A 24,344-nucleotide genomic window follows, 5' to 3' on the forward strand; every position below is an offset into this window, starting at 1 on the left:
CACCCCCGCCACGTGCGCCGCCGCGACCTCACCGATCGAGTGCCCCACCACGAAGTCCGGCCGCAGACCCCACGACTCCACCAGCCGGAACAGCGCCACCTCCAGCGCGAACAGCGCCGGCTGCGCATACCCCGTGTCGTCGAGGAGCTGGCCGTCCTCCGCGAACAGGACGTCCCGGACGGGCCGTTCGTAGCCGAGGTCGAAGCGGGCGAGGACGGCGTCGAGTGCCTCCGCGTACACCGGGTACCGGTCGTACAGCTCGCGGCCCATGGCGGGGTACTGACTGCCCTGGCCGGTGAACAGGAAGGCCAGGCCGCCGCCGGCCGCCCGGCCGGTGACGAGGGCGGCGTCCGGCAGGCCGTCGCGCAGGGCGGCGAGGGCGCGCCGGAGCTCGGTCCGGTCGCCGGTGGTGACGGCGGCGCGGTGGTCGAGCGCGGCGCGGGTGGTGGCGAGGGAGAACGCCAGGTCGGCGAGCGGTAGTTCGGGCCGCTCGTCGAGCGCGGTCAGCAGCCGCCCGGCCTGGGCGCGCAAGGCCTCGTCGGTCCTGGCGGACAGCGTGAACGGCACGGTGCCGCCGTCCGTCGGCGCAGCGGCCCCAGACGGCGCCCCGGTGACGGCGGGCGCCTGCTCGAGGATGACGTGCGCGTTGGTGCCGCTCAGCCCGAAGGAGGAGACGGCGGCCCGGCGCGGACGCCCGGTCTCGGGCCAGTCGCGCGCCTCCGCGAGGAGCTCGATGGCACCCTCCGTCCAGTCGACGTGCGTGGACGGCCGGTCGATGTGCAGGCTGGCCGGGAGCACGCCGCTGCGCAGCGCGAGCACGGTCTTGATGACGCCGGCCACACCGGAGGCCATCTGGGTGTGGCCGATGTTGGACTTCACCGAGCCGAGGAGCAGCGGCCGTTCGCGGTCCTGGCCGTAGGTGGCGAGCAGCGCCTGCGCCTCGATCGGGTCGCCGAGCTTCGTGCCGGTGCCGTGGCCCTCGACCGCGTCGACCTCGCCCGGGGCGAGCCGGGCGCCGGCGAGCGCGGCGCGGATCACGCGCTGCTGCGCGGGCCCGTTGGGCGCGGTGAGGCCGTTGGAGGCGCCGTCCTGGTTGACGGCGGAGCCGCGCAGGACGGCGAGCACCGGGTGGCCGAGCCGCTCGGCGTCGGAGAGTCGCTCGACCAGGACGAGGCCGACGCCCTCGGCGAGGCTCATGCCGTCGGCGGCCTCCGCGTAGGCCTTGCAGCGGCCGTCGACGGCCATGGCGCGCTGACGGCTGAAGCCGACGAACGCGTTGGGCGTGGCCATCACGCTGACGCCACCGGCCAGGGCGAGCGAGCTCTCGCCGTTACGCAGCGACTGGCAGGCCAGGTGCAGCGCGACGAGCGAGGACGAGCACGCGGTGTCGAGCGTGACGGCCGGGCCCTCGAAGCCGAAGGTGTACGAGAGGCGCCCGGACAGGACGCTCGGGATGGTGCCGGTGACGAGGTGGCCCTCGGCGCCGTCCTGGGCGGATTCGCCGGGGCTGTAGTCCTGGTAGCTGGCGCCGATGAAGGTGCCGGTGAGGCTGCCGCGCAGGGCGGCCGGGTCGAGGCCGGCGCGCTCCATGGCCTCCCAGGCCGTCTCCAGGAGGAGACGCTGCTGCGGGTCCATGGCGAGGGCCTCGCGCGGGGAGATGCCGAAGAACGCGGCGTCGAAGTCGGCGACGCCCTGCAGGAAGCCGCCACGCACCGAGTAGGTGCGGCCGGGGGCGTCCGGGTCCGGGTCGTACAGGCCCTCGGTGTCCCAGCCGCGGTCGGCCGGGAACTCGGTGATGGCGTCTTCGCCGGAGGTGACGAGCCGCCACAGGTCCTCGGGCGAGGCGATTCCACCGGGGTAGCGGCAGCTCATGCCGATGATGGCGATCGGCTCGTCCGGCGCGGCGCCCGTCACCGCGGGGGCGGGGCCGCCACCGGCCGTGCCGGCGATCTTCTCGCGCAGGAAACGCACCAGGGCGAGCGGGTTCGGGTGGTCGAACACGAGGGTGCTGGGCAGCGTGAGCCCGGTCGCGGCGGCCAGGCGGTTGCGCAGGTCGACGGCGGTCAGCGAGTCGAAGCCGACGTCGCGGAAGGCCCGCTGCTCGGACAGCACGTCCGGGGAGGCGTGGCCGAGCGTGGTGGCCGCCTCGGCGCGGACCAGGTCCAGCAGGCGGCGCTCCTGTTCGGCGGCCGGCAGGGCGCGCAGCCGGGCGGTGAACTCGCCGTCCCCGGCCGGTCGTTCGGCGGCCTCGGTGAGGCGGCGCACCTCGGGCACGTCCTCGAACAGGTCGGTCGGGCGGCCGGAGGTGAAGACCGGGTGGTAGCGCTCCCAGTCGACGTCGGCGATCGCGAGCACGTGCTCGTCGGCGTCCAGGGCCTGGCGCAGCCCGTCCAGGGCGAGCGAGGGGTCCATGAACACCAGGCCGCTGCGCCGGATCTGGCCGGGGTCGACGCGGCCGAGCTTCAGGTCGTCGGCCCAGATGCCCCAGGAGATCGCGGTGGCCCGGCCGCCGCGGGCGCGGCGGTGCTCGGCGAGCGCGTTGAGGTAGGCGTTGCCGGCGACGTAGGCGGCGTGCCGGCCGCTGCCCCACATGCCGGCGGTGGAGGAGTACAGCACGAAGGCGTCGAGCTGGTCGTCGGGCAGGAGCTCGTCGAGGTGGCGGGCGCCGGCGGTCTTGGCGTGCAGGACCTTGGCGAAGGCCTCGTGGGTGGTCTCCTCGATCGACAGCAGCTCGATGACGGCGGCGGTGTGGATGACGGTGCGCACCTCGTGGCCAGCGGCGGCCAGGTCGGCGAGCATCGCCGCGACGGCGTCGCGGTCGGTGAGGTCGCAGGCGGCCATCTCGGCCGCGCAGCCCGCGGCGGCGAGTTCGGCGAGCAGTTCGGCGGCGCCCGGCGCGGTGGCGCCGCGCCGGCTGGTGAGCACGATCCGCTCGGCGCCCTCGGCGGCGAGGCGGCGGGCCAGGTGCGGGGCGAGGGTGCCGGTGCCGCCGGTGATGAGGACGGTGCCGCGCAGCGGCCTGGCCTCGCGGCGGGCGGCGGCCTCGGCGCGCACGATGCGGCGGGCGAAGGCGCCGGAGGGACGGATCGCCACCTGGTCCTCGGCGCGGGCCGCCAGCACGGCGGCCAGCCGCTCGCCGCCGCGCCGGTCGAGCGCGTCGGGCAGGTCGACGACGCCGCCGAAGCGCTGCGGGTGTTCCAGGGCGGCGGTCCAGCCGAGGCCGTGGACCTGCGCCTGCACCGGGTTGATCACCTTGTCGGTGCGCCCGGCGGCGACGGCGCCGCGGGTGAGGCACCACAGCGGCGCGTCGTGGCCGGCGTCACCGAGTGCCTGGATCAGGGCGAGGGTGAGCGCGACGCCCTCGGGCAGGGCGGGGTGGAGCTCGCTCGGCCGCTCGGCGGTGGCGAGCAGCGAGACGATGCCCGCGGGCGCGGTGGGTTCGAGACGTGCGGCGAGCCGCCGGCGGTCGGTGCAGGTGCCGTCCAGGACGAGCCGCTCGACGGTCGCGCCGTGCGCGGTGAGCGCCTCGGCGACGTCCTCGCCCTCTCCGTCATCGGCGGTGACGAGCAGCCAGGTGCCGTCCAGGCGGGCGGACGCGCTGGCCAGCGGCTTCCACGTCGCCCGGTAACGCCAGGACTCGACCGTCGAGCGCTCCCGGCGGCGGCGGTGCCAGTCGGACAGCGCGGGCAGCACGGGCGCGAGCGCGCCGCTGTCGATGCGCAGCCGGGCGGCCAGCGCCTCGACGTCGGCCTCCTCGACGGCGCTCCAGAACTCGCCGTCCTCCGGCTCCCCGCCGGGGCGCGGCGCGACGGCCCACAGGTGCTCGTGCTGGAAGGCGTAGGTGGGCAGCGGCACCCGCCGCCCGCCGGCGGTACGGGCGGACCAGTCGGCCCGGCCGCCGCGGACGAAGGCCTCGGCGAGCGAGGCGAGGAAGCGGTCGGCGCCGCCGTTGTCGCGGCGCAGGGTGCCGACGGCGGTGGCGCGGTCGCCGCGGTCCTCGGCGGTGGCCTCGATCGCCATGGTGAGCACGGCGTGCGGGCTGACCTCGACGAACAGGCCGTGGCCCTGCGCCATCAGCTCGCGCACGGCCGGGTCGAAGCGGACCGGGTTGCGCAGGTTGCGGTACCAGTAGCCGGCGTCCATGGTGGTGGTGTCGAGCCAGTCGCCGGTGACGGTGGAGAAGAACGGCACCTCGGCGGCGCGAGACCGCACGGCGGCGAGGTCGGTCAGCAGGTCGTCCCTGAGCAGTTCGACCTGGGCGGAGTGCGAGCCGTAGTCCACGCTGATCCGCCGGGCGCGCACGCCCTCGGCCTCGAACTCGGCCATCAGCTCGTCGAGTTCGCCGGCCGGACCGGCGACGACGACGGTCCGCGGCCCGTTCACGGCGGCGACGCAGAGCCCTCCGAAGCGCGGGCGCAGCCGCTCCTGCGCCTCTTCGGCGGACAGCGGCACGGAGACCATCCCGCCGGAGCCCGCCAGGACGCGGCCGATCAGCCGGCTGCGCAGGGCGGCCACCCGGGCGCCGTCCTCCAGGGAGAGCGCCCCGGCGACGACGGCGGCGGCGATCTCGCCCTGGGAGTGGCCCACCACGGCGTCCGGGTGGATGCCGTGGGCGCGCCAGACCTCGGCGAGGGCCACCATGACGGCGAAGGTCGCGGGTTGGACGACGTCGACGCGGTCGAGGGCGGGCGCGCCCTCGGCCTGGCGCAGCACGTCGAGCAGCGACCAGTCGACGTGCGCGGACAGGGCCGCCGCGCACTCGGCGATGCGCCCGGCGAACACCGGCGACTCGTCGAGCAGCTGGGCGCCCATGCCGGCCCACTGGGAGCCCTGGCCGGGGAAGACGAAGACGGTGCGGCCGCCGTCCTCGGCGAGGCCCTGGACGGCGTTGGGAGCGGAGGCGCCGGCGGCGAGTGCGGCGAGGCCCGAGCGCAGCTCGGCGGCGTCGGCGCCGAGCACGACGGCGCGGTGCTCGAGGAGGGCGCGGGTGGTGAGCAGGGTGTGGGCGACGTCGTGCGGGCGCAGGTCCGGCTCGGCGTCGAGGTGGTCGGCCAGGCGCGCGGCCTGGGCGCGCAGGGCGGCGGGGGTGCGGGCGGAGAGCACCCACGGCAGGACGCCGCCGGGGGCCTCGGCGGTGGCCGTCGGGGGCGCGGCCGGCGCCTCCTCCAGGACGACGTGCGCGTTGGTGCCGCTGATGCCGAAGGAGGACACCGCGCAGCGGCGGGTCCGCTCGCCGGCCGGCCACGGCGTGGCCTCGTTGAGCAGGGTGACGGTACCCGGCGTCCAGTCGATGTGCGAGGACGGCTCGTCGGCGTGCAAGGTGGCCGGGAGCACGCCGTGGCGCAGCGCCTGGACCATCTTGATCACGCCGGCGACGCCCGCCGCGGACTGGGTGTGGCCGATGTTGGACTTGACCGAGCCGAGCAGCAGGGGGCGCTGCGGGTCGCGGTCGCGCCCGTAGGCGGCCTGGAGGGCCTGGGCCTCGATCGGGTCGCCGAGGGCGGTGCCGGTACCGTGCGCCTCGATGGCGTCGACGTCGTCGGGGGTGAGGCCGGCGTTGTGCAGGGCCTGGCGGATGACGCGCTGCTGGGAGGGCCCGTTGGGCGCGGTGAGCCCGTTGGAGGCGCCGTCCTGGTTGATCGCGGAGCCGCGGATGACGGCGAGCACCTCGTGGCCGTTGCGCTCGGCGTCGGAGAGCCGCTCCAGGACGACGACGCCGACGCCCTCGGCGAGGGTCATGCCGTCGGCGGCCTCGGCGAAGGCCTTGCAGCGGCCGTCGGCGGCGAGGGCCCGCTGGCGGCTGAAGGCGATGAAGGCGTTCGGGTTGGTCATGACGGTGGCGCCCCCGGCGAGTGCGAGGGAGCTCTCGCCGCCGCGCAGCGACTGGCAGGCCAGGTGCAGCGCGACGAGCGAGGAGGAGCACGCGGTGTCGACGGTGACGGCCGGGCCCTCCAGGCCGAACAGGTAGGCCAGGCGCCCGGAGAGCACGCTCGGGCTGGTTCCGGTGACGGCGTGCCCGGCGGAGCTGTCGTCCATGCCGAGCCCGTACTCCTGGTACGTGGACCCGATGAAGGTGCCGGTGGCGCTGCCGTGGACGGAGGTCGGGTCGATGCCCGCGGATTCGAGGGCCTCCCAGGTGGTCTCCAGCAGCAGGCGCTGCTGCGGGTCCATGGCGAGGGCCTCGCGCGGGGAGATGCCGAAGAACGCGGCGTCGAACTCGCCGGCCTCGTGCAGGAACCCGCCCTGGGTGGAGTAGGTGCGCCCGGGGGTGTCCGGGTCGGGGTCGTGGAGGCCGGTGTCCCAGCCGCGGTTCTCCGGGAACTCGGAGATGGCGTCGGTGCCCTCGGCGACGAGCCGCCACAGCTGCTCGGGGCTGCCGGCGCCGCCGGGGAAGCGGCAGCCCATGCCGACGATGGCGATCGGCTCGTCGGGGTCGGCGGCGGCGACCGGGGGCGCCGTCACGTCCTGCGGGCCGTCGAGCAGTTCGCCGCGCAGGAACGCGGCGAGCGCGACCGGCGTCGGGTGGTCGAAGGCCATCGTGCTGGGCAGCGGCAGGCCGGTCAGCGCGGCGAGGCGCTTGCGCAGCTCGACGGCGGTCAGCGAGTCGAACCCGGCGTCGCGGAAGGCCCGCTTCTCGGGCACGCCGTCGACGGAGCCGTGGCCGAGGACGGCGGCGGCCTCGCGGCGCACCAGGTCGACGAGCAGGCGGTCGCGCTCGGCCTCGCCCAGGCCGCGCAGGCGGCGCACGAGGTCGGAGGAGGCCCCGGCGTCGGTCGCGGCGCCGCGGACGAGGGCGCGGACCTCGGGCAGCTCGTCGAACAGGACGCTCGGGCGGGCGGCGGTGAAGACCGGGGCGTAGCGCTCCCAGTCGACGTCGGCGACGGTCACGGCGACGTCCTCGTGGACGATCGCGCGGCGCAGCTCGGTCAGCGCGGTCTCCGGGGCGAGGAAGCGCAGGCCCTGGCGGCGCAGTCCGTCGGAGACGGCCTCGTGGGCGGCCATGCCGGCGCCGGCCCACGGACCCCAGGCGATCGAGGTGGCGGTCAGGCCGCGGGCGCGGCGGTTCTCGGCGAGGGCGTCGAGGTAGGCGTTGGCGGCGGCGTAGGCGCTCTGGCCGGCGCTGCCCCAGATGCCGGCGACGGAGGAGAACAGGACGAAGAAGTCCAGGTCGTGGTCGGCGAGGAGGGCGTCGAGGTGGGCGGCGCCCTGGAGCTTGGCGGCGGTGAGCGCGGCCACCTCGGCGACCGGGGTGTCCGAGAGCGGGGTGGCCTGGCCGACGCCGGCGGCGTGCACGACGCCGGTCAGCGGGTGCTCGGCCGGGACGCCGGCGAGGACGGCGGCGAGCGCGTCACGGTCGGCGACGTCGCAGGCGACGACGGCCGCGGTGGCACCGTGCTCGGCGAGTTCGGCGACGAGTTCGGCGGCGCCGGGGGCGTCCGGGCCGCGGCGGCCGGTGAGCACGAGGTGCCGGGCGCCGCCGCGGGCCAGCCAGCGGGCGACCTCGGCGCCGAGCGCGCCGGTGCCGCCGGTGACGAGGACGGTGCCCTCGACGGTGAACTCCTCGGCGCGCGACAGCTCGTCGACGACGTGCCGCACCAGGCGGCGGCCGTAGGCGGCGCTGCCGCGCAGCGCGATCTGGTCCTCTCCCGCGCCCGCCCGTCGCCCGCCACCACCCTTCTTGGGAAGCGCTTCGCGCCGCACCTCCTGACTGCCGGCGAGGACGCCGACGAGGCCCTGCACGGTCGGCGCGTCCAGCACCGGCGGCAGGTCGACCAGCCCGCCCGGCGCCTGCGGGCGCTCCAGGGCGGCGACCCGGCCGAGGCCCCACGCGGCGGCCTGGACGGGGTTGGTGAGCGGGTCGGCGGGCCCGGTGGAGACCGCGCCGCGGGTGACGGTCCACAGCGGCGCGGCCGAGCGCAGGTCGCCGAGGGCCTGGGCGAGGACGACGCCGAGCGCGACGCCCTCCGGCAGGCCGGGCCCGGGGACGGGCCGGTCGGCCAGGGCGACGAGCGACAGGATGCCGCTCAGCTCGCCGTACTCCTCGATCCGGCGGGCGAGTTCGGCGCGGTCGCGGCCGTCCTCGTCGAGCGCCAGGCGCTCCAGGCGGGCGCCGTGGCCGCGCAGGGCGTCGAGGAGCTCGGTGTCGTCGACGGCGTCCGTGGTGACGACCAGCCAGGTGCCGTCCAGTACGGGCGCGGCCGCCGGGCGGACGGGCCGCCAGTGGACGCGGTAGCGGGCCGCGTCGAGCATGGCCTTCTCGTGCCGGGTGCGGCGCCAGTCGGCGAGGGCTGGCAGCAGGGCGTAGAGGCCGGCGTGCTGTTCGTCGCGCAGGCCGAGCAGGCCGGCGAGTTCGGCGGCGCTGCCGCGCTCGACGGCGCTCCACAGCGCGGAGTCGGCGGGGTCGGCGGGCGACGGGTGGGCGGCGTCGGGATCGGCCTCGGGCCAGTAGCGCTCGTGCTGGAACGCGTAGGTGGGCAGGCCCGTGCGGCGCGCGCCGGTCCCCGCGTACAGCGCGGCCCAGTCGAGGGCGTGGCCGCGCACGTGGAGCGCGGACAGGGCGAGGGCGGCGGTCCGCTCCTCGGGGCGGCCGGCGCGCAGCAGCGGGACGGCCGCCACGGCGGAGTCCTCTGCCAGGACCTCCTCGGCGAGCGCGGACAGCACCCCGTCCGGGCCGAGTTCGAGGAAGGTGGCGGCGCCGGCCGCGCGGGCGGCGCGGACGCCGTCGGCGAAGCGCACGGCCCGGCGGACGTGCTCGACCCAGTACTCGGGCGAGCACAGCTCGGCCTCGGTGGCGAGCTCGCCGGTGGTGTCGGAGACGATCGGGACGGCCGGCGCGCGGAACTCCAGCTCCGCGACGGTGCGCCGGAACTCCTCCAGCATCGGCTCCATCAGCGGCGAGTGGAAGGCGTGCGAGACCCGCAGCCGCTTGGTCCGGCGGCCCTCGGCCGCGAACTCCCCGGCGATGCGCAGGACTTCGTCCGCCAGGCCGGAAATCACCACGGCCCGCGGCCCGTTGACGGCCGCGACGGACACGCCGGGCACCAGGTGCGCCAGCACCTCGTCCTCGGTGGCCTCGACGGAGACCATCGCGCCGCCCTCGGGCAGCGCGTCCATGAGCCGGGCCCGGGCGGCCACGAGCGCGCAGGCGTCGGCGAGCGACAGCACCCCGGCGCAGTGCGCGGCGGCGATCTCGCCGACGGAGTGGCCGAGCAGCACGTCGGCGCGCACGCCGAGCGAGGCGACCAGGCGGAACAGGGCGACCTCGACGGCGAAGATCGCGGGCTGCGCCCAGCCGGTGCGGTTCAGCAGTTCCTCGTCGTCACCGTGGAGGACCTCGCGCAGCGGGCGCTCGAGCCGGGGCCCGAACTCGCGCAGCACCTCGTCCAGTGCCTGCGCGAACACCGGGAAGCGCTCCGCGAGTTCGCGCCCGGTGCCGAGGCGCTGGGCGCCCTGGCCGGCGAACAGCACGGCGAGCTTTCCGGCGCCGGTCTCGCCCGCGACCAGGCCGGCGGCGGACTCGCCCGCGGTGAGGGCGGCCAGGGCGGCGAGGAGCTCGTCGCGGTCGGCGCCGACGGCGACGGCGCGGTGGTCGAAGCCGGTTCGGGTGGTGGCCAGCGAGAGACCGAGGTCGGCCGGGCCCGCGTCCGGGTCCGCCGCGGCGAAGGCGCGCAGGCGGGCGGCCTGGTCGCGCAGCGCGGCCGGGCTGCGGCCGGCCAGCGGCCACAGCAGGACGGGCTCGGCGACGGCCGGGGCGGTCTCCCGCACGACGGCGGCGGGGGCCTGTTCGAGGATCACGTGGGCGTTGGTGCCGCTGAAGCCGAAGGAGGACACGCCGGCCCTGCGCGGGCGCCCCGTCTCCGGCCACCGCGCCTCCTCGGTCAGCAGCTCCACCGCGCCCTCGTCCCAGTCCACGTGGGAGGACGGCTCGGCCGCGTGCAGGGTGCGGGGCACGACGCCGTGCCGCATCGCCAGCACCATCTTGATCACGCCCGCGACGCCCGCGGCGGCCTGCGTGTGGCCGAGGTTGGACTTCACCGAGCCGAGCAGCAGCGGCAGTTCACGGTCCTGGCCGTAGGTGGCGAGCAGGGCCTGGGCCTCGATCGGGTCGCCCAGGGAGGTGCCGGTACCGTGCGCCTCGACGACGTCGACGTCGGCCGTCGCGAGCCCGGCGGTGGCCAGGGCCTGGCGGATGACGCGCTGCTGGGACGGCCCGTTGGGCGCGGTGAGCCCGTTGGAGGCGCCGTCCTGGTTGACGGCGGAGCCGCGCACGACCGCCAGCACCTCGTGCCCGTTGCGGCGCGCGTCGGACAGGCGCTCCAGCGCGATCACGCCGACACCCTCGGACCAGCCGACGCCGTCGGCCCGGTCGGAGAACGCCTTGCAGCGCCCGTCCGGGGCGAGGCCGCGTTGGCGGGAGAACTCGATCAGCGAGGTCGGGGTGGACATCACGGTGACACCGCCGGCCAGGGCGAGCGTGCACTCACCGGCGCGCAGGGCCTGCATCGCCCAGTGCATGGCGACGAGCGAGGACGAGCACGCGGTGTCGACGGTGACGGCCGGGCCCTCCAGGCCGAGCGTGTAGGAGACGCGGCCGGAGGCGATGCTGGGCGAGGTGCCGCTGCCCTGGTGGCCCTCGAAGCGCCCGCCCGCGAGCAGCGCGGAGTAGTCGTTGTACATCACGCCGGCGAACACGCCGGTGCCGCTGCCGCGCAGCGACACCGGGTCGATCCCGGCCCGCTCGACCGCCTCCCAGCACGCCTCCAGCAGCAGGCGCTGCTGGGCGTCGGTGGCCAGCGCCTCGCGCGGGCTCATCCCGAAGAAGCCCGGGTCGAAGTCGGCGGCCTCGTGCAGGAAGCCGCCGAAGCGGGTGTAGCTGGTGCCGAGGTGGTCCGGGTCGGGGTGGTAGAGCGACTCGACGTCCCAGCCGCGGTCGGTGGGCAGGCCGGAGATCGCGTCGGTGCCCTCGCGCACCAGGCGCCACAGGTCCTCGGGCGAGGCGACGCCGCCGGGGTAGCGGCAGCTCATGCCGACGATGACGATCGGGTCGTCGTCGGCCGCCGCCCGTACGGTGGCCGCGGCGGCGGGCGCCTGGGCGCCCGTCAGGCCGTCCAGGACGTGCCCGGCGAGGGCGGTGACGGTCGGGTAGTCGAAGACGACGGTCGCGGAGGTGCGCAGCCCGGTGGCCGCGCTCAGGCGGTTGCGCAGCTCGACGGCGGTGAGCGAGTCGAAGCCGAGGTCCTGGAACGGGCGGTTCGGGTCGACCTCGGCGGCGTCGGCGTGCCGCAGGACGGCCGCCACCTGGGCGCGGACCAGGTCGACGACGGCCTCGGTGCGGGCGCGCTCGTCGAGCCCGGCGAGCCGGCGGGTCAGGGCGCCGGACGCTTCGGTGGCGGTCACGGCGGCGCGCCGGGCGGGGGTGCGGATCAGGCCGCTCAGGAGCGGCGGCACCTCGCCCTTGGCGCGCAGCGCCGGGAGGTCGAGGCGGACGGGCAGCAGGACGGCCTCGGGGCGGGCGAGGGCGGCGTCGAACAGTGCGGTGCCGTCGGCCTCGGAGAGCGCCGGGGTGCCGAGCCGGGCGAGGCGCTCGAGGTCGGTGTCGGTGAGCCCGCCGGCCATGCCGCCGCTCGGGCCGCCGACGGGCGCCCAGGGGCCCCAGCCGAGCGAGAGCCCGGGTAGTCCGGCGGCGCGGCGGGTGCGCACGAGCGCGTCCGCGAAGGCGTTGCCGGCGGCGTAGTTGGCCTGGCCGGCCGCGCCGACGGTGCCGGAGAAGGACGAGAAGACGACGAACGCGGCGAGGTCGAGCCCGCGGGTGGCCTCGTGGAGGAGCCACAGGGCGTCGGCCTTGGGCCGCAGGACGGCGGCGAGCCGCCCGGGGGTGAGCTGCTCGACGACGCCGTCGTCGAGGACCCCGGCGGCGTGCACCACCGCGGTCAGCGGGTGCGCGGCGGGCACGCCCGCGACCAGGCGTTCGACGGCGGCGCAGTCGGTGAGGTCACACGCCTCGACGGCGACCTCGGCGCCCGCCTCGGTGAGCCGGGCGACCAGGTCGGCGGCGCCTTCGGCGGCGGCGCCGCGGCGGCTCGCGAGCACGAGGCGGCGGACGCCGTGCTCGGCCACCAGGTGCCGGGCGAGGACGGCGCCGAGGCCGCCGGTGCCGCCGGTGATGAGGACGGTCCCGTCCGGGTTCCACGCGGTGCCGGCGACCGGCCCGGACCGCTCGGTCGTCCGCGAGACACCGGGCTCACCCCGGCCGGGCTCCCGCCCGGGCAGCGGGGCCCCGGCGGCCTGGCCGGCCCCCTGGGGAGCCTGCGGGGCCTCCGCAGCGGCCACCGCGCCCGCGCGGGCCAGCCGGGCCGCGAGCACGGCGCCGTCGCGTACGGCGAGCTGCGGCTCGTCGCCGCCCAACGCGCGCTCGGGCAGCGGCCCACCGGCCGGGTCGAGGTCGATCAGGCCGAACCGGCCCGGGTGCTCGGCCTGCGCGGAGCGCACCAGGCCCCACACGGCGGCCGCGGCCGGATCGGTGACCTCGTCGTCCGCCGTGGTGGCGACCGCCCCGCGGGTGACGAAGACCAGCCGGCCGTGCACGTCCCCCGCGAGCCACTCCTGGACCCGGGTCAGTGCCAGGGCCGCCAGCGCGTGGGCCGAGCCGACCGGATCGGCCGGGTCGCCCGCGAGCGGCACGAGCACCACGTCAGCCGGGCCCTCACCCGCCGTCGCCGGCACGCCGAGGCCGAGCGGGTCCACGTCCGGGACGGCCACCGAGGCGAGCGCCTGCGCGCCGCCGCGCGGCCGGGACCAGCGCAGCTCGAACATCGCGTCCCGCACCGGCCCGGCGCCCGCGCCGGCCGACGCCGGGAGCGCCCGCAGCAGCAGCGAGCCGACCGAGACGACCGGGCCACCGGCCGCGTCGGCGACCTCGATCGCCACCGAGTCCTCCCCGGTCGCGGACAGCCGCACCCGCACCACCGACGCCCCCGCGGCGTGCAGGCTGACGTCCTGCCAGGAGAACGGCACCCCGCCGAGCCCGAGGAACGCCGTCGCGTGCAGCGCCGAGTCCAGCAGCGCCGGGTGGATCCCGAACGCGCCCGCCTCGCCGCTCGCGCCCTCGTCCAGCGCGACCTCGGCGAACACGTCCTCGCCGCGCCGCCAGGCCGCGCGCAGCCCGCGGAACGCCGGGCCGTAGCGGAAGCCCGCGCCGGCGAGGCGCTCGTCCAGGCCGTCCAGGTCCAGCGCCTCGGCGCCGGCCGGCGGCCACTGCGTGAACTCCCCTGCGGCAAGGTCGGGTTCGCCCGCCGCGAGGATGCCGTCGGCGTGCTGCGTCCACGGGGCGTCCTCGTCGCCCTCGGGCCGGGCGTAGACGCCGACGGTGCGCCGCCCGCTCGCGTCGGCCCGGCCGGCCCACACCTGCACCTGCACGCCGCCCTGCTCGGGCAGCGGCAGCGGCGCGGTGAGCGTCAGCTCCTCGACGCGCTCGCAGCCGACCTCGTCGCCCGCGCGCACGGCGAGTTCCAGGAAGGCCGTGCCGGGCAGCAGGACGGTGCCGTCGACGGCGTGGTCGGCCAGCCACGGGTGGGTGCGCAGCGAGAGCCGGCCGGTCAGCAGCAGGCCGTCGGTGTTGGCGAGCGAGACGGCGGCGGCGAGCAGCGGGTGGTTGGCCGAGCCGAGCCCGGCGGCGCGGACGTCCCCGGTGCGCGAGAGCGCGGTCTTCGGCCAGTAGCGCTTGTGCCGGAAGGCGTAGGTCGGCAGGTCGGCGCGGCCGGCGCCGGTGCCCTCGAAGTAGGCGTCCCAGCGCACCGGGACCCCGCGCACGTGCAGTCCGGCGAGGGCCTCGGTGAGCGCCTCGGTCTCGTCCCGGCCGGGGCGCAGCGCGGCGAGCGCCGTCACCGGCTCGTCGAGGGCGCCCTGGGCGAGCGCGGCGAGGGAGCCGTCGGGGCCGAGTTCGAGGAGGACGGTGGCGCCGTGGCCGCCGAGCCAGGCGGTGGCGTCGGCGAAGCGGACGGCCCGGCGGGCCTGCTCGGCCCAGTAGCCGGCGGAGGTGAGCTGCTCGACGGTGGCGAGCGTGCCGGTGAGCGTGGAGACGACCGGGATGGCGGGCGCCTGCGGGTCGAGCCCGGCGACGACGGCGCGGAACTCCTCGAGCATCGGGTCCATGAGCGGCGAGTGGAAGGCGTGCGAGACGCGCAGCCGCCGCACCTTGCGGCCGAGTTCGGCGAAGTGCGCGCCGACGGCCTCGGCCGCGGCGCTCTCACCGGCGACGACGACGGCCTGCGGGCCGTTGACGGCGGCCAGCGACACGCCGTCGCCGAGCAGCGGCAGGACCTCGTCCTCGCCCGCCTGCACCGCGATCATCGCGCCACCGGCCGGAAGGGCCTGCATGAGGCGGGCGCGGGCGGCGACCAGGGCGCACGCGTCGGCGAGGGTGAACACCCCGGCGACGTGCGCGGCGGCGATCTCGCCGACCGAGTGGCCGGCCAGGAAGTCCGGGCGCACGCCCCACGACTCCAGCAGCCGGTACAGCGCGACCTCGACGGCGAACAAAGCGGGCTGGGCGTGTCCGGTGCGGTTCAGCGCCTCCTCGTCGGCGCCCCAGATCACTTCGCGCAGGGCCGGGTCGAACTCGGCCAGCACCTCGTCCAGGGCGGCGGCGAACACCGGGAAGCGGGCGGCCAGTTCACGGCCCATGCCGAGGCGCTGCGAGCCCTGGCCGGCGAAGAGGAAGGCGAGCTTGCCGCGGCCCTGCGTCGTGCCGATCACGGCCCGGCCGTCGCCCTCGCCGTCCGCGAGCGCGGTGAGCACCGCGACGGCCTCGGCGCGGCCGGCCGCGGTGACGACGGCTCGGTGCTCCAGGGCGGCCCGGGTGGTGGCGAGGGCGTGGGCGAGGTCGGTGTCGGAGCCCTCGGCGTCCGCCGCCAGGAACGCGGCGAGCCGCTCGGCCTGGGCGCGCAGCGCCTCGGGGGTGCGGCCGGAGACCAGCCAGGGCAGCGTCCCGGCGTCGACGGTCTCCTCCGCGTGCGGCGCCTCCTCCGCCGCCGGGGCCTCCTCGATGATGGCGTGCGCGTTGGTGCCGCTGAGGCCGAAGGACGAGACGCCCGCCCGGCGCGGCTCGGCGCCCTGCGGCCACGGCGTCGCCTCGGTCAGCAGCCGGACGGCGCCGGACTCCCAGTCGACGTGCGTGGAGGGCTCGTCCACGTGCAGGGTGCGCGGCAGCAGCTCGTGCCGCAGCGCCAGCACCGTCTTGATCACCCCGGCCATGCCGGCGGCGGCCTGGGTGTGGCTCAGGTTCGACTTCACCGAGCCGAGCAGCAGCGGGCGCTGCGGGTCGCGCCCGCGCCCGTACGTGGCGAGCAGCGCCTGGGCCTCGACCGGGTCGCCGAGGACGGTGCCGGTGCCGTGTGCCTCGACCGCGTCGACCTGGTCGGCGGAGAGCCGCGCGTTGCGCAGCGCCTGCTCGATGACGCGCTGCTGGGACGGGCCGTTGGGCGCGGTGAGCCCGTTGGAGGCGCCGTCCTGGTTGACGGCGGTGCCGCGCACGACGGCCAGCACCCGGTGCCCGTTGCGCCGGGCCACCGACAGCCGCTCCAGGACGAGCACGCCGACGCCCTCGGCCCACCCGGTGCCGTCCGCGGAGTCGGCGAAGGAGCGGCAGCGGCCGTCCGAGGCCAGGCCGCCCTGGCGGGCGAACTCGACGAAGGTGGTGGGGGTCGACATGACGGTGACGCCCGCGGCGAGCGCCATGCCGCACTCCCCCGCGCGGAGCGACTGCGCGGCCAGGTGGAGCGCGACGAGCGAGGACGAGCACGCGGTGTCGACGGTGACGGCGGGGCCGACGGCGCCGAGGACGTAGGAGAGACGGCCCGAGATCACGCTGGTCGCGTTGCCCGTCAGCACGAAGCCCTGGACGTCGTCGTCCGGCCCGGTGCGGTAGTCCTGCGGCATCGCGCCGACGAACACACCGGTGCGGGTGCCGCGCACGCTGCTCGGGTCGATGCCCGCGCGCTCGATGGCCTCCCAGGACGCCTCCAGCAGCACGCGCTGCTGCGGGTCCATGGACAGCGCCTCCCGCGGCGAGATGCCGAAGAAGCCCGGGTCGAAGTCGGCGGCGCCCTGCAGGAACCCGCCCCGGACGTCGACCGGACCGTCCGCCGGGTCGAGCTCCCACCCGCGGTCCGCGGGCAGCCCGGTGATCCCGTCCTCGCCGGCGACCAGCATCGCCCAGAGGTCCTCGGGAGCCGCGACCCCGCCGGGGAAGCGGCAGCTCATCCCCACGATGGCGATCGGTTCCCGGGCGGCCGCCTCCAGCTCGTCCACCCGCTGCCGGGAGCGCTGGAGGTCCGCGCTGGCCCGCTTGAGGTAGTCCCGGAGCTTCTGTTCCTTGTCCATCATCGACGCAACCCATCCTGGAAGACCGGCGAACGGCAGGGATCCGCTTGAGGACGGCCCGCGTGCCCGGCACGCGCGGCGCTCGCATTCCCGCACTCCAGCGCCCAGTCTCGGCCGGGGCCGCGCCGAATTTCCCTAGGTTCTCTCGATCTTGCTCCAAGGGCCTTCGGACTCTAGGGAATTGCCGGGCCGTTCGGCTGGATCGTCAGTTGCGCGAGCCATGGGTGCGGCCCGACCGGGCGCGGCGCCCCGACGTCGACGAGGATCACCGCCATGCCCGAACCCATCCCGCACGGCGACGCACCGAGAGTGCCGCGGCCCTCCGCCGAGGGCGGCGCGGACCCGGCCGCGGCCGAGCTCAGCGCGCTCGACGAGCAGCTGATCGCCCAGCTGGTCCACCGCATCCGGCTGGCCCGCGGCCACCAACTCAGCCGCCGCGCCGCCGGATTGCCCACCACCAGCCTCGCGCAGGAGAACGCCATGCTGCGCCGCTACGCCGCCCACCTGGGCGACCAGGGCGCCGGGATCGCGCTGGCGATCCTGGAACTTTCCCGGCCGCCGAGCGGGCCGGCCCTCGAACAACGCTAGGGCGGTGGGGACTTCAAGGTCCCCACCGCCCTTTCACCGTTCCCCGGCCGGTGTCACCACCGGGCGCCGGCCAGCACCTCGCCGTAGTCGCGGGCGACGCGCGCCTGCTCCAGATCCGACTCCACCATCATCCGCATGAGCTCCGCGAAGTCGACCTTCGGCTCCCAGCCCAGCTTCTCCCGCGCGTTGCCTGCGTCGGCGCAGAGCGTCTCCACCTCGGCGGGCCGCACGAGCCCCGGGTCCACCACGACGTACTGCTCCCAGTCCAGCCCCACGCACTCGAAGGCGATCCGCGCCGCGTCCCGCACCGAGTGCATCCGCCCGGTGCCGATGACGTAGTCGCCCGGCTCGTCCTGCTGGAGCATCAGGTGCATCGCCCGCACGTAGTCCCCGGCGAAACCCCAGTCGCGCACGGCGTCGAGGTTGCCGAGCATCAGCCGGTCCTGCAGGCCGAGCTTGATCTGCGCGACGGCCAGGGAGATCTTGCGGGTCACGAACTCGGCCCCGCGGCGCGGCGACTCGTGGTTGAACAGGATCCCCGAGACGCCGTACATCCCGTAGGACTCCCGGTAGTTGCGGGTGATGTAGTGACCGTAGGTCTTCACCACGCCGTACGGGCTGCGCGGGTGGAAGATGGTCCGCTCGTTCTGCGGGGTCTCCGCCACCATGCCGAACATCTCGGAGCTGGAGGCCTGGTAGAACCGGATCCGCCCGGGACCGCCCGCGGTCGCGGCCGGCTTGTTGATCCCGCTCACCATCCGGATCGCCTCGAGCACCCGCAGCACGCCGGTGCCGTTGACCTCGGTGACGAGTTCCGGCTGGCGCCAGGACATCGGCACGAACGAGATCGCCCCGAGGTTGTAGACCTCGTCGGGCTGGATCGAGTCGACGGCGGAGACCAGGCTGCCCTGGTCCATGAGGTCCCCGTCGACGAACCGCAGGTCCGGGATCAGCCTGCTGACCCGGTCCTTCCGCGGATTCGCCTGTCCCCGGGTGAGGCCCCAGACCTCGTACCCCAGGGAGATGAGGTGTTCGGCCAGGTACGACCCGTCCTGTCCGGTCACCCCGGTGATCAGTGCACGCTTGGACATCCGTTCCCCTTCAGCCACTGCTCGCGGGCCGTTCTCGGCACAGCCAGCGAACCAGAGGCACGGCTAAGGAATTTGCGAGACTTCCGGCCGGATCACGGCGTCCGCGTGCGCCTGCTTCCCCAGTTCTTCCACCGCGCCCACCTCGCCGACGGTTCCCTCCGGTGTCGGGCCGCCCGCCCCGGCGCCGGCCGGGTATTCCTGCTACCGCCGCCCGATACACCGGACACCCGCCTCGCGGCCCCCGCCGCCGTCCTCGCCCGCACGTGAACGACGGCCGGCCCGGCCCGCCGTGCGGCGGGCCGGGCCGGCCCCGTCTCAGGACTCGGGCGCCGTCGTCCCATGGCTGCCGTAGGGGCGGGTGATGATCTCCATGCCGTGGCCGGCGGGATCCAGGAAGTACAGCCCCCGCCCGCCGTGGTGGTGGTTGATCTCGCCCGGCTGCTTCATGTGCGGGTCGGCGTAGTACGTGATCCCGGCTCGCCGGATCCGCTCGAACGCCGCGTCGAACTCGTCGTCGGAGACGAGGAAGGCGTAGTGCTGCATGGTGATCGACGCTTCGGGGATGCTCGCGAAGTCCAGCGTGACGCCGTTGCTCGTGGCGACGGGGACGAACGGGCCCCACTCGGTCCCGACTTCGAGGCCCAGGATCCCCGCCAGGAACTCGGCGGACTCCCGGTTGTCCCGGGCGTGGACGATGGTGTGGTTCAACTCGACCGACATGTGCGAATGCCTCCGTAAGGCACCTCGCGGACACCTCCATGCCTCACCCAGCCGGTGACCGACACGCGATGCCGCGTCCAGGACCCTATGCCACGCGGCGCCGATCGTCGAGCGCCCGGCCCGCCCGGGAGGGCGCGCGAACGTCCCCGGCGGGCCGGTGGCCGCGCCGGGGACGAGAGACGACGCCGGTGTCAGCAGCCGAAGTTGATCAGCCGGAACGTCGCGTAGTGGTCGCCGGTGTAGTAGTCCTCGTGGCTGCGCTTGCCCGTGACGATCCGCCGGGCGCCGCGCGTCGGCGCGCCCGGGGTCACCACGGTGTACTCGTGGTAGTAGCCGTACGACTGGCGCGGCAGCACGCCGCCGTTGTTCCGGAAGACGATCCCGTCCTGGCGGTACGGGAACGGCCCGTTGGAGGTGATGAGGTCGAGCGTCGTTCTGGCCTGCGGGGGCAGGGCGGAGACGCACACGTTGCCGCTCACGGCGGCGTTCGCCTCGGTGGCGACGACGACGGGGGCGAGGGCGGTCAGGGCGACGACGGCGGCGGAGGCAGCAGTCTTCCACGCGCGTAGAGTGCTGGTCATGCCAACGAGTGTGGCGAGCCCCCGGCCGTCACGGAAGCCCCGCGACAAGTCTTCACTTCCGGGTAACTCAGGCTATCCACGAGCGACTTGAGCACGTCAGACGCGCACCGCGAGCTCGGGCTGCTCGCCCTGCGGGTGGCCCCCGGGCAATCGGCGCCGCGACGAGACGGACAGGGGCCCTCGCACGGTCCCGGCGGCGCCCGAAGGCCCGTCCGGGCCGGCCAGTGTGCACATACCAGCCGACCCCGGCGCGGTGTCGAGAACCCGGCACCCCGGGGGATGGAAGCTCCAGGCCCCATGAACGCATGACACCAGGTGGATGCCCAAGCGGGACACCCCCAGGTTCAACGACCCGTCACACCCAGGGCAACGGTGGGTAAGCCGTACGCGGTGGCGTTCAGTCCGGACGGGCGACTGGTCGCGCTCGGCCGTGGCGGCCGCGCCCGGCAGAGGGAACACCGTCGGGGCGGCCTCGCGGACAGGGGACCCGGCGTCCTGACCCAGGCCGAGCAGGGCGGTGGCCGTGACCACTGACCGTCCGGCCGAAGCGCGGAGCGCCGCCGGTCGGCCCGCCTCGGCCCGCGCACCGGCCGCGATTCCGGCCACCCGCCCCGGGCGATCCGGGCATGGACAGCGAGCACCAGCGCGGGCAACGACGACTGGCCGACGGCGCCCCGGACGACCACGCGGCGAGCGGCGCCGGGGCCACCCAGCCGTCCAGGCCGTCGATGTCGCGCTCCGTCCAGCCGCGGTCCAGGCCCGCGCCCCGGTGGAGGGTGCGGTTGCCGTCATCGGCGCCTTCGGGATACCCGCAGCCGGGCCGAGCGAGCGACCGAGCGGACTCGGCTGACTGATCGACAACTGCCGCTCGCGGCGCGGCACGGCGGATAATGTCAGGCCCGGAGTGTCGCCGGGGAGAGGTCTGCAGCGAGGAGTCGGCCCGTGTCCGCCTACGGGATCATCACCCTCTACCGCATGGTGGAGGGGCTGGAAGGATCGATGTCCACCCTCAGGGTGCTGATCGACGGCGCGGTCGCGGGCAGGATCCGCGTCGGAACAAGCGTTGAATTCCTGGTCGCGCCCGGGACCCACCGGGTCCGACTCTCCTGGTGGTGCGGGATCGGCAGCGCCCCCCTGGTCCTGGACGTGCAGCCCGGCAGTTGCCACCACCTGCTGGCACAAAGCGCCGGCCTCCGGGATTCGCGCTTCCGTCTGAGCCGTTCGATCAGCCTCACCGTGCTCTCCTCGTCCGACATCTGCCAGCAGACGCAACCGACCCCGCGGGCCGAGGCCCCCGACGCGCCGCCGCCCGATAGGACTCCTTCGCCGCCGCGACGGCCCGCCGGGTGGTGCGATCGGTCCCGGTGAAGCCCATCGCGGCGATCTTCTTGTGAACAGCGTCGGCACCGACCCTGCCGCGGGACCGCTCGACCAGTTCCTCGACCTTCGGCAGGAAGTCGTCGGTCAGCTTCGACCGCACCGCCCGCTCGGTCGGGTCGACCCCCTGCCCGCGCAGCTGCACATACCGACGCACCGTGTGGTGGTCGCGGCCGGACGGCTCGGCCGCCTTCCGGTAACTCCCGGTGAGGTCACCTCCGCTGCAGCGCAGCAGTCCGATGGCGTCAGTGAGTCGGTTGAGTAACTGTCGAAGTGTGCACGAACACCGAGCCACGGTCGGGCCGGCCGCCGTCGCTTCCGCTGCGGTGGCCTTGGTCCTGCACGGTCTGCTCCTGCGGCCGAGGATGCTGACCTGGGGCGCGACGAGCGAGGAGGCTGCGCGGTCCTATCCCGGGGATGAGCTCATTCCCGGTGCTGACACCGGCTCGACCATGGCCACGACCCTGCCCGCGCCGCCGTCGAAGGTGTGGCCATGGCTGGTGCAGATGGGCTGCGACCGCGGCGGCTGGTACAGCTGGGACCGGCTGGACAACGGCGGACGGCCGAGTGTGGATCGCGTCGTCCCCGAGTGGCAGAGCCTGGCGGTGGGGCAACGGCTTACGTCGGTGTCCAGTGGTCGCGCCTGGTTCACCGTCGCGGTACTCGTGCCGGAACGGACCCTGGTGCTACGGGACGATACGAGGATACCGTCAGGCCGCCCGTTTGACCCGACCGAGGAACGCCCGCCGCGGGCGTTCGTCAGCTCGGCCTGGGGCTTCCACCTCGAACCCGCCGGCGCGAACAGTCGCCTGGTCGTCCGCACGCACGGCCGGAGCCGCCCGCGTGTGCTCACCGGACCGATCGACCTGCTGTTCTGGGAACCCGCCCACTTCGTCATGCAGACCCGCCAGTTCCACAACCTGCGCGCGCGGCTCCGACGGGCCGTGCCCGGACATCCTGAGAGGCCGTGATGAGCACCGACGCCACCCTCCGTCCCATCGGCGGCGCGCTGCTGCTGGACGGTGCGCTGCCCGAGTTCGGATTCTCCCGCCTCGCATACGTGGCCCTCGCCGCAGCACCCCCCGTGGCCTACGAGGCGGCGCGCGGGCTGGACCTGCTCACCCTCGACTCCCCACTCCTCAACGCGGCCATGTGGGCGCGAGGGCTGCCGGACCGACTGCGCGGCGGGCCTGCCCCAACCCCACCGTCGATGCGCGTGGCCGACCTGTTCGCCGGTGCCGGGAATGCGTGGGAAGACCAGCCCTGGGTGGCGCTGGGCGAGAGTCCGGGGCGTGAGCTCGTCTTCGGGGCGGTCGGCAAGCCGTGGCAGGCCTCGATCGAGTGGCGGCGGGTCGAACCGGAGGAGTTCGCGTCGTTCGACGAGGTCGGCTGGGCGAAGATGGCGGCCGCCTTCGTGGTCCATCCGTACGGCACCCGGCGGTCCCTGCTCACCTACGAGGCGCGTACCGCTTGCACCGACCCGGAATCCACCGCCCGCTTCGGCCGCTACTGGACGCTCGTCTCCGCAGGCGTCGGCGTCGTTCTGCGCGGGACGCTCCGAGCGATCCGGGCGGCGGCCGAACAGCGTGCCCGAGTTGCTCCGCCGGACATGCTGCCGGACCGGTGACGCTATTGCCCGGGCAGCACGGTGCCTCTGCCCGTTACCCCGCTTCGGCATGTGGCCGGGAGGACCCGAACCCTTGCAGATGGTTCCGTACGCCGTCGGCGAGGACCTCGAGGTCGGGACAGGCGTTCGCGTCGACGACAACGCCGATGTTGAACTGCTCGGCGTAGGACAGCGCGGCGATGGCGAGGGTGAGGTTCCCGGTGATCGGCACCACTGGGAAGATCTCGGTGATCCGCGCTCCGGCCAGGTGGAGCGGGACCGGGGGGCCGAAGATGTTCCCGACATAGAGGTTCGCCCAGCGCTGATGGCCGAGGCCGCGCATCATGGCCCGCTGAATGACGCGGTTGCGGCCGAGGATTCCTTCGGGCGGGCCGACGACGTAGTGCTTTTGTCGAGCGCTCGCGGCGGCTACCAGCCGCAGTCGGCGAACCGGATCGGGCTCACCGATCGGAAGCGGAACGAACATCATTCCGGACCGGTTGCCGCGTGCCCTGCCGGATCCCTCCTGGTGCAGGGAGACGGGCACAAAGGCCCGCAGGACCAAGCCCTCGACGCGCTCCCCGCGACTGAGCAGGAGGTCTCGAAGACCGCCGGCGGCGGCCGCCATCAGGACGTCGTTCAGCTTCACCTCGTGGCTGTGAGCGATCTGTTCGACGGCGTCGAGACGGCTGCGGACGAGCGCGAGCGTGCGGTGCGGGCCAACGGGGATGTTGAAGCTCGTCTGCGGCGCTCGCCCTTTGAAGTAGTTCTCGCGCACCGCGGGCCACTTGTCCCGGGCTTGGTGCAGCGTGGTGGCGGGTCGGCGGAGCTTCGACAGCGTGCCTTCCGTCGCTTGGACATGCCCACGGAGGTTGTCGTCGAACAGGTCGCGGCGGGAGGGCGCCGGCGCCGGGGTCCATGGCCGGTCGGGCACCGTCGGCGCATCGGCGCTCGGATCGAGGAACACGCCGAGCAGAGCCACGCCCGCCGCGCCGTCGGCGATCGTGTGGTGCACCTTGATGAACATGGCCACCCGGTCGCCGGTCAGGCCGGGCAGGAACCACATCTCCCACAGAGGCCGCGACCTGTCCAGAGGGAGCGCCCGCACGTGCTCGACAGCGTGAAGAAGACCAGCCTCATCCGGGGGAGCGGCGAAGGGGAGGACCCGGACGTGCTCGGAGAGATCGAAGGCCGGGGCGTCGACCCACAGCGGCCGGCCGAGCCCGCGCCGGGGTACGTAGAGGAGCTGACGGAAGCGAGGGACCCGAGACAGGCGGCTTCCCACCACCTCCCGCACTGCCTCGACCCGGAAGCGACCATCTGAATCGAGGAGCCTGGCGCCGTCGAGGATGGCGAGGGCACCGATGACCTCGGGCCAGCCGAAATCGTCCAACCACAGCAACATGAGATCCTGCGGGGCCAACCGTTCCATGACCGGGCCCCGGCCGGGCGCACCGATTGACGTGCCCATGATTCACCCCGCCCAGGACGAAGATCAGCACCATGCCTGTCGTACTTCAATTGTCCCGCAGGCCCGACTCGGTGAAGAGTTGCCGCCACCGTCGGCTTCCGGCCGCGAAGAGGGCTGCGAACAGGCATCGGATCTCGTTGCAGGTCAGCGGGCTGCGAGGCCACGCCCGCCGGCATGTCCCGGTACGCGCTCAGCCCGTGGCGCAGTCTGCCACCGTCTGCCTGGTCGAGCGCCTGCCCAGGAGGAGTCGGCGCCGTAGGCCTGGTTCCGCCCGGGCCGGTAACGTGCGGCCCTGCTCAGAGGCGGCGCATGACCGCCACGACCTTGCCCAGGATGGTCGCGTTGTCGCCGTTGATCGGCTCGTAGGCGGGATTGTGCGGCATCAGCCGGATCCGGCCGTCCTCGCGCTTGAGCCGCTTGACGGTGGCCTCGCCGTCGATCATCGCGGCCACGATGTCGCCGTTCTCGGCGACCGGCTGGCGGCGCACGGTGACCCAGTCGCCGTCGCAGATGGCGGCCTCGATCATCGA

General features: G+C 75.1%; 10 protein-coding genes and 1 pseudogene. 4 read left to right on the forward strand and 7 right to left on the reverse strand.

Annotated features, from left to right (window positions below):
* A partial coding sequence (locus PUR71_RS11860; protein WP_329926872.1) for a type I polyketide synthase occupies positions 1-16,380 on the reverse strand: 16,380 nt, incomplete at its 3' end.
* A gap of 273 nt (positions 16,381-16,653) precedes the next feature.
* Between PUR71_RS11860 and PUR71_RS11865 the strand changes: the two genes are divergently transcribed.
* Positions 16,654-16,968 (forward strand): hypothetical protein, encoded by a 315-nt coding sequence (locus PUR71_RS11865; protein ID WP_329926856.1) that lies wholly within the window; start codon positions 16,654-16,656, stop codon positions 16,966-16,968.
* Between the two features lie 53 nt (positions 16,969-17,021).
* Here PUR71_RS11865 and PUR71_RS11870 read toward each other — a convergent pair whose 3' ends face one another.
* From PUR71_RS11870 to PUR71_RS11880, 3 genes are all read right to left on the reverse strand, one after another.
* Positions 17,022-18,059, reverse strand: coding sequence for a GDP-mannose 4,6-dehydratase (locus PUR71_RS11870; protein ID WP_329926858.1), 1,038 nt, complete (start codon positions 18,057-18,059; stop codon positions 17,022-17,024).
* Positions 18,060-18,374: 315 nt separating this feature from the next.
* Positions 18,375-18,779 (reverse strand): VOC family protein, encoded by a 405-nt coding sequence (locus PUR71_RS11875; RefSeq protein ID WP_329926860.1) that lies wholly within the window; start codon positions 18,777-18,779, stop codon positions 18,375-18,377.
* Between the two features lie 191 nt (positions 18,780-18,970).
* A complete protein-coding gene (locus PUR71_RS11880) occupies positions 18,971-19,360 on the reverse strand; it encodes a ribonuclease domain-containing protein (RefSeq protein ID WP_329926862.1) in 390 nt (129 codons plus the stop codon).
* A gap of 942 nt (positions 19,361-20,302) precedes the next feature.
* On the opposite strand from PUR71_RS11880, the gene PUR71_RS11885 reads away from it, so the two are divergent.
* Positions 20,303-20,728, forward strand: a complete 426-nt coding sequence (locus PUR71_RS11885) for a hypothetical protein (RefSeq protein ID WP_329926874.1) — start codon at positions 20,303-20,305, stop codon at positions 20,726-20,728.
* Here the strand turns inward: PUR71_RS11885 and PUR71_RS11890 are convergent.
* A pseudogene (locus PUR71_RS11890) lies at positions 20,643-20,978 on the reverse strand (IS21 family transposase); the annotation flags it as partial. The gene PUR71_RS11885 and the pseudogene PUR71_RS11890 overlap by 86 nt on opposite strands.
* A 34-nt stretch (positions 20,979-21,012) precedes the next feature.
* Between PUR71_RS11890 and PUR71_RS11895 the strand changes: the two are divergent.
* A complete protein-coding gene (locus PUR71_RS11895; RefSeq protein ID WP_329926864.1) occupies positions 21,013-21,708 on the forward strand; it encodes a hypothetical protein in 696 nt (231 codons plus the stop codon).
* A complete protein-coding gene (locus PUR71_RS11900) occupies positions 21,708-22,364 on the forward strand; it encodes a hypothetical protein (protein WP_329926866.1) in 657 nt (218 codons plus the stop codon). Before PUR71_RS11895 ends, PUR71_RS11900 begins: the two co-directional genes overlap by 1 nt.
* A 34-nt stretch (positions 22,365-22,398) precedes the next feature.
* Here PUR71_RS11900 and PUR71_RS11905 read toward each other — a convergent pair whose 3' ends face one another.
* Complete coding sequence (locus PUR71_RS11905) at positions 22,399-23,814, reverse strand: wax ester/triacylglycerol synthase family O-acyltransferase (RefSeq protein WP_329926868.1); 1,416 nt, start codon at positions 23,812-23,814, stop codon at positions 22,399-22,401.
* Between the two features lie 296 nt (positions 23,815-24,110).
* Positions 24,111-24,344, reverse strand: a 234-nt coding sequence (locus PUR71_RS11910; protein WP_329926870.1) for a LexA family protein, incomplete at its 5' end; no start/stop codon positions are given.

This window comes from Streptomyces sp. SP17BM10, assembly GCF_036322405.1.
Taxonomy (GTDB): Bacteria; Actinomycetota; Actinomycetes; order Streptomycetales; family Streptomycetaceae; genus Kitasatospora.

Bases quoted from the DNA above. Each gene is read 5' to 3' on its own strand.
- PUR71_RS11870 (WP_329926858.1), bottom strand. From the start codon at position 18,059: ATGTCCAAGCGTGCACTGATCACCGGGGTGACCGGACAGGACGGGTCG.
- PUR71_RS11905 (WP_329926868.1), bottom strand. From the start codon at position 23,814: ATGGGCACGTCAATCGGTGCGCCCGGCCGGGGCCCGGTCATGGAACGG.
- PUR71_RS11880 (WP_329926862.1), bottom strand. From the start codon at position 19,360: ATGACCAGCACTCTACGCGCGTGGAAGACTGCTGCCTCCGCCGCCGTC.
- PUR71_RS11900 (WP_329926866.1), top strand. From the start codon at position 21,708: ATGAGCACCGACGCCACCCTCCGTCCCATCGGCGGCGCGCTGCTGCTG.
- PUR71_RS11875 (WP_329926860.1), bottom strand. From the start codon at position 18,779: ATGTCGGTCGAGTTGAACCACACCATCGTCCACGCCCGGGACAACCGG.
- PUR71_RS11865 (WP_329926856.1), top strand. From the start codon at position 16,654: ATGCCCGAACCCATCCCGCACGGCGACGCACCGAGAGTGCCGCGGCCC.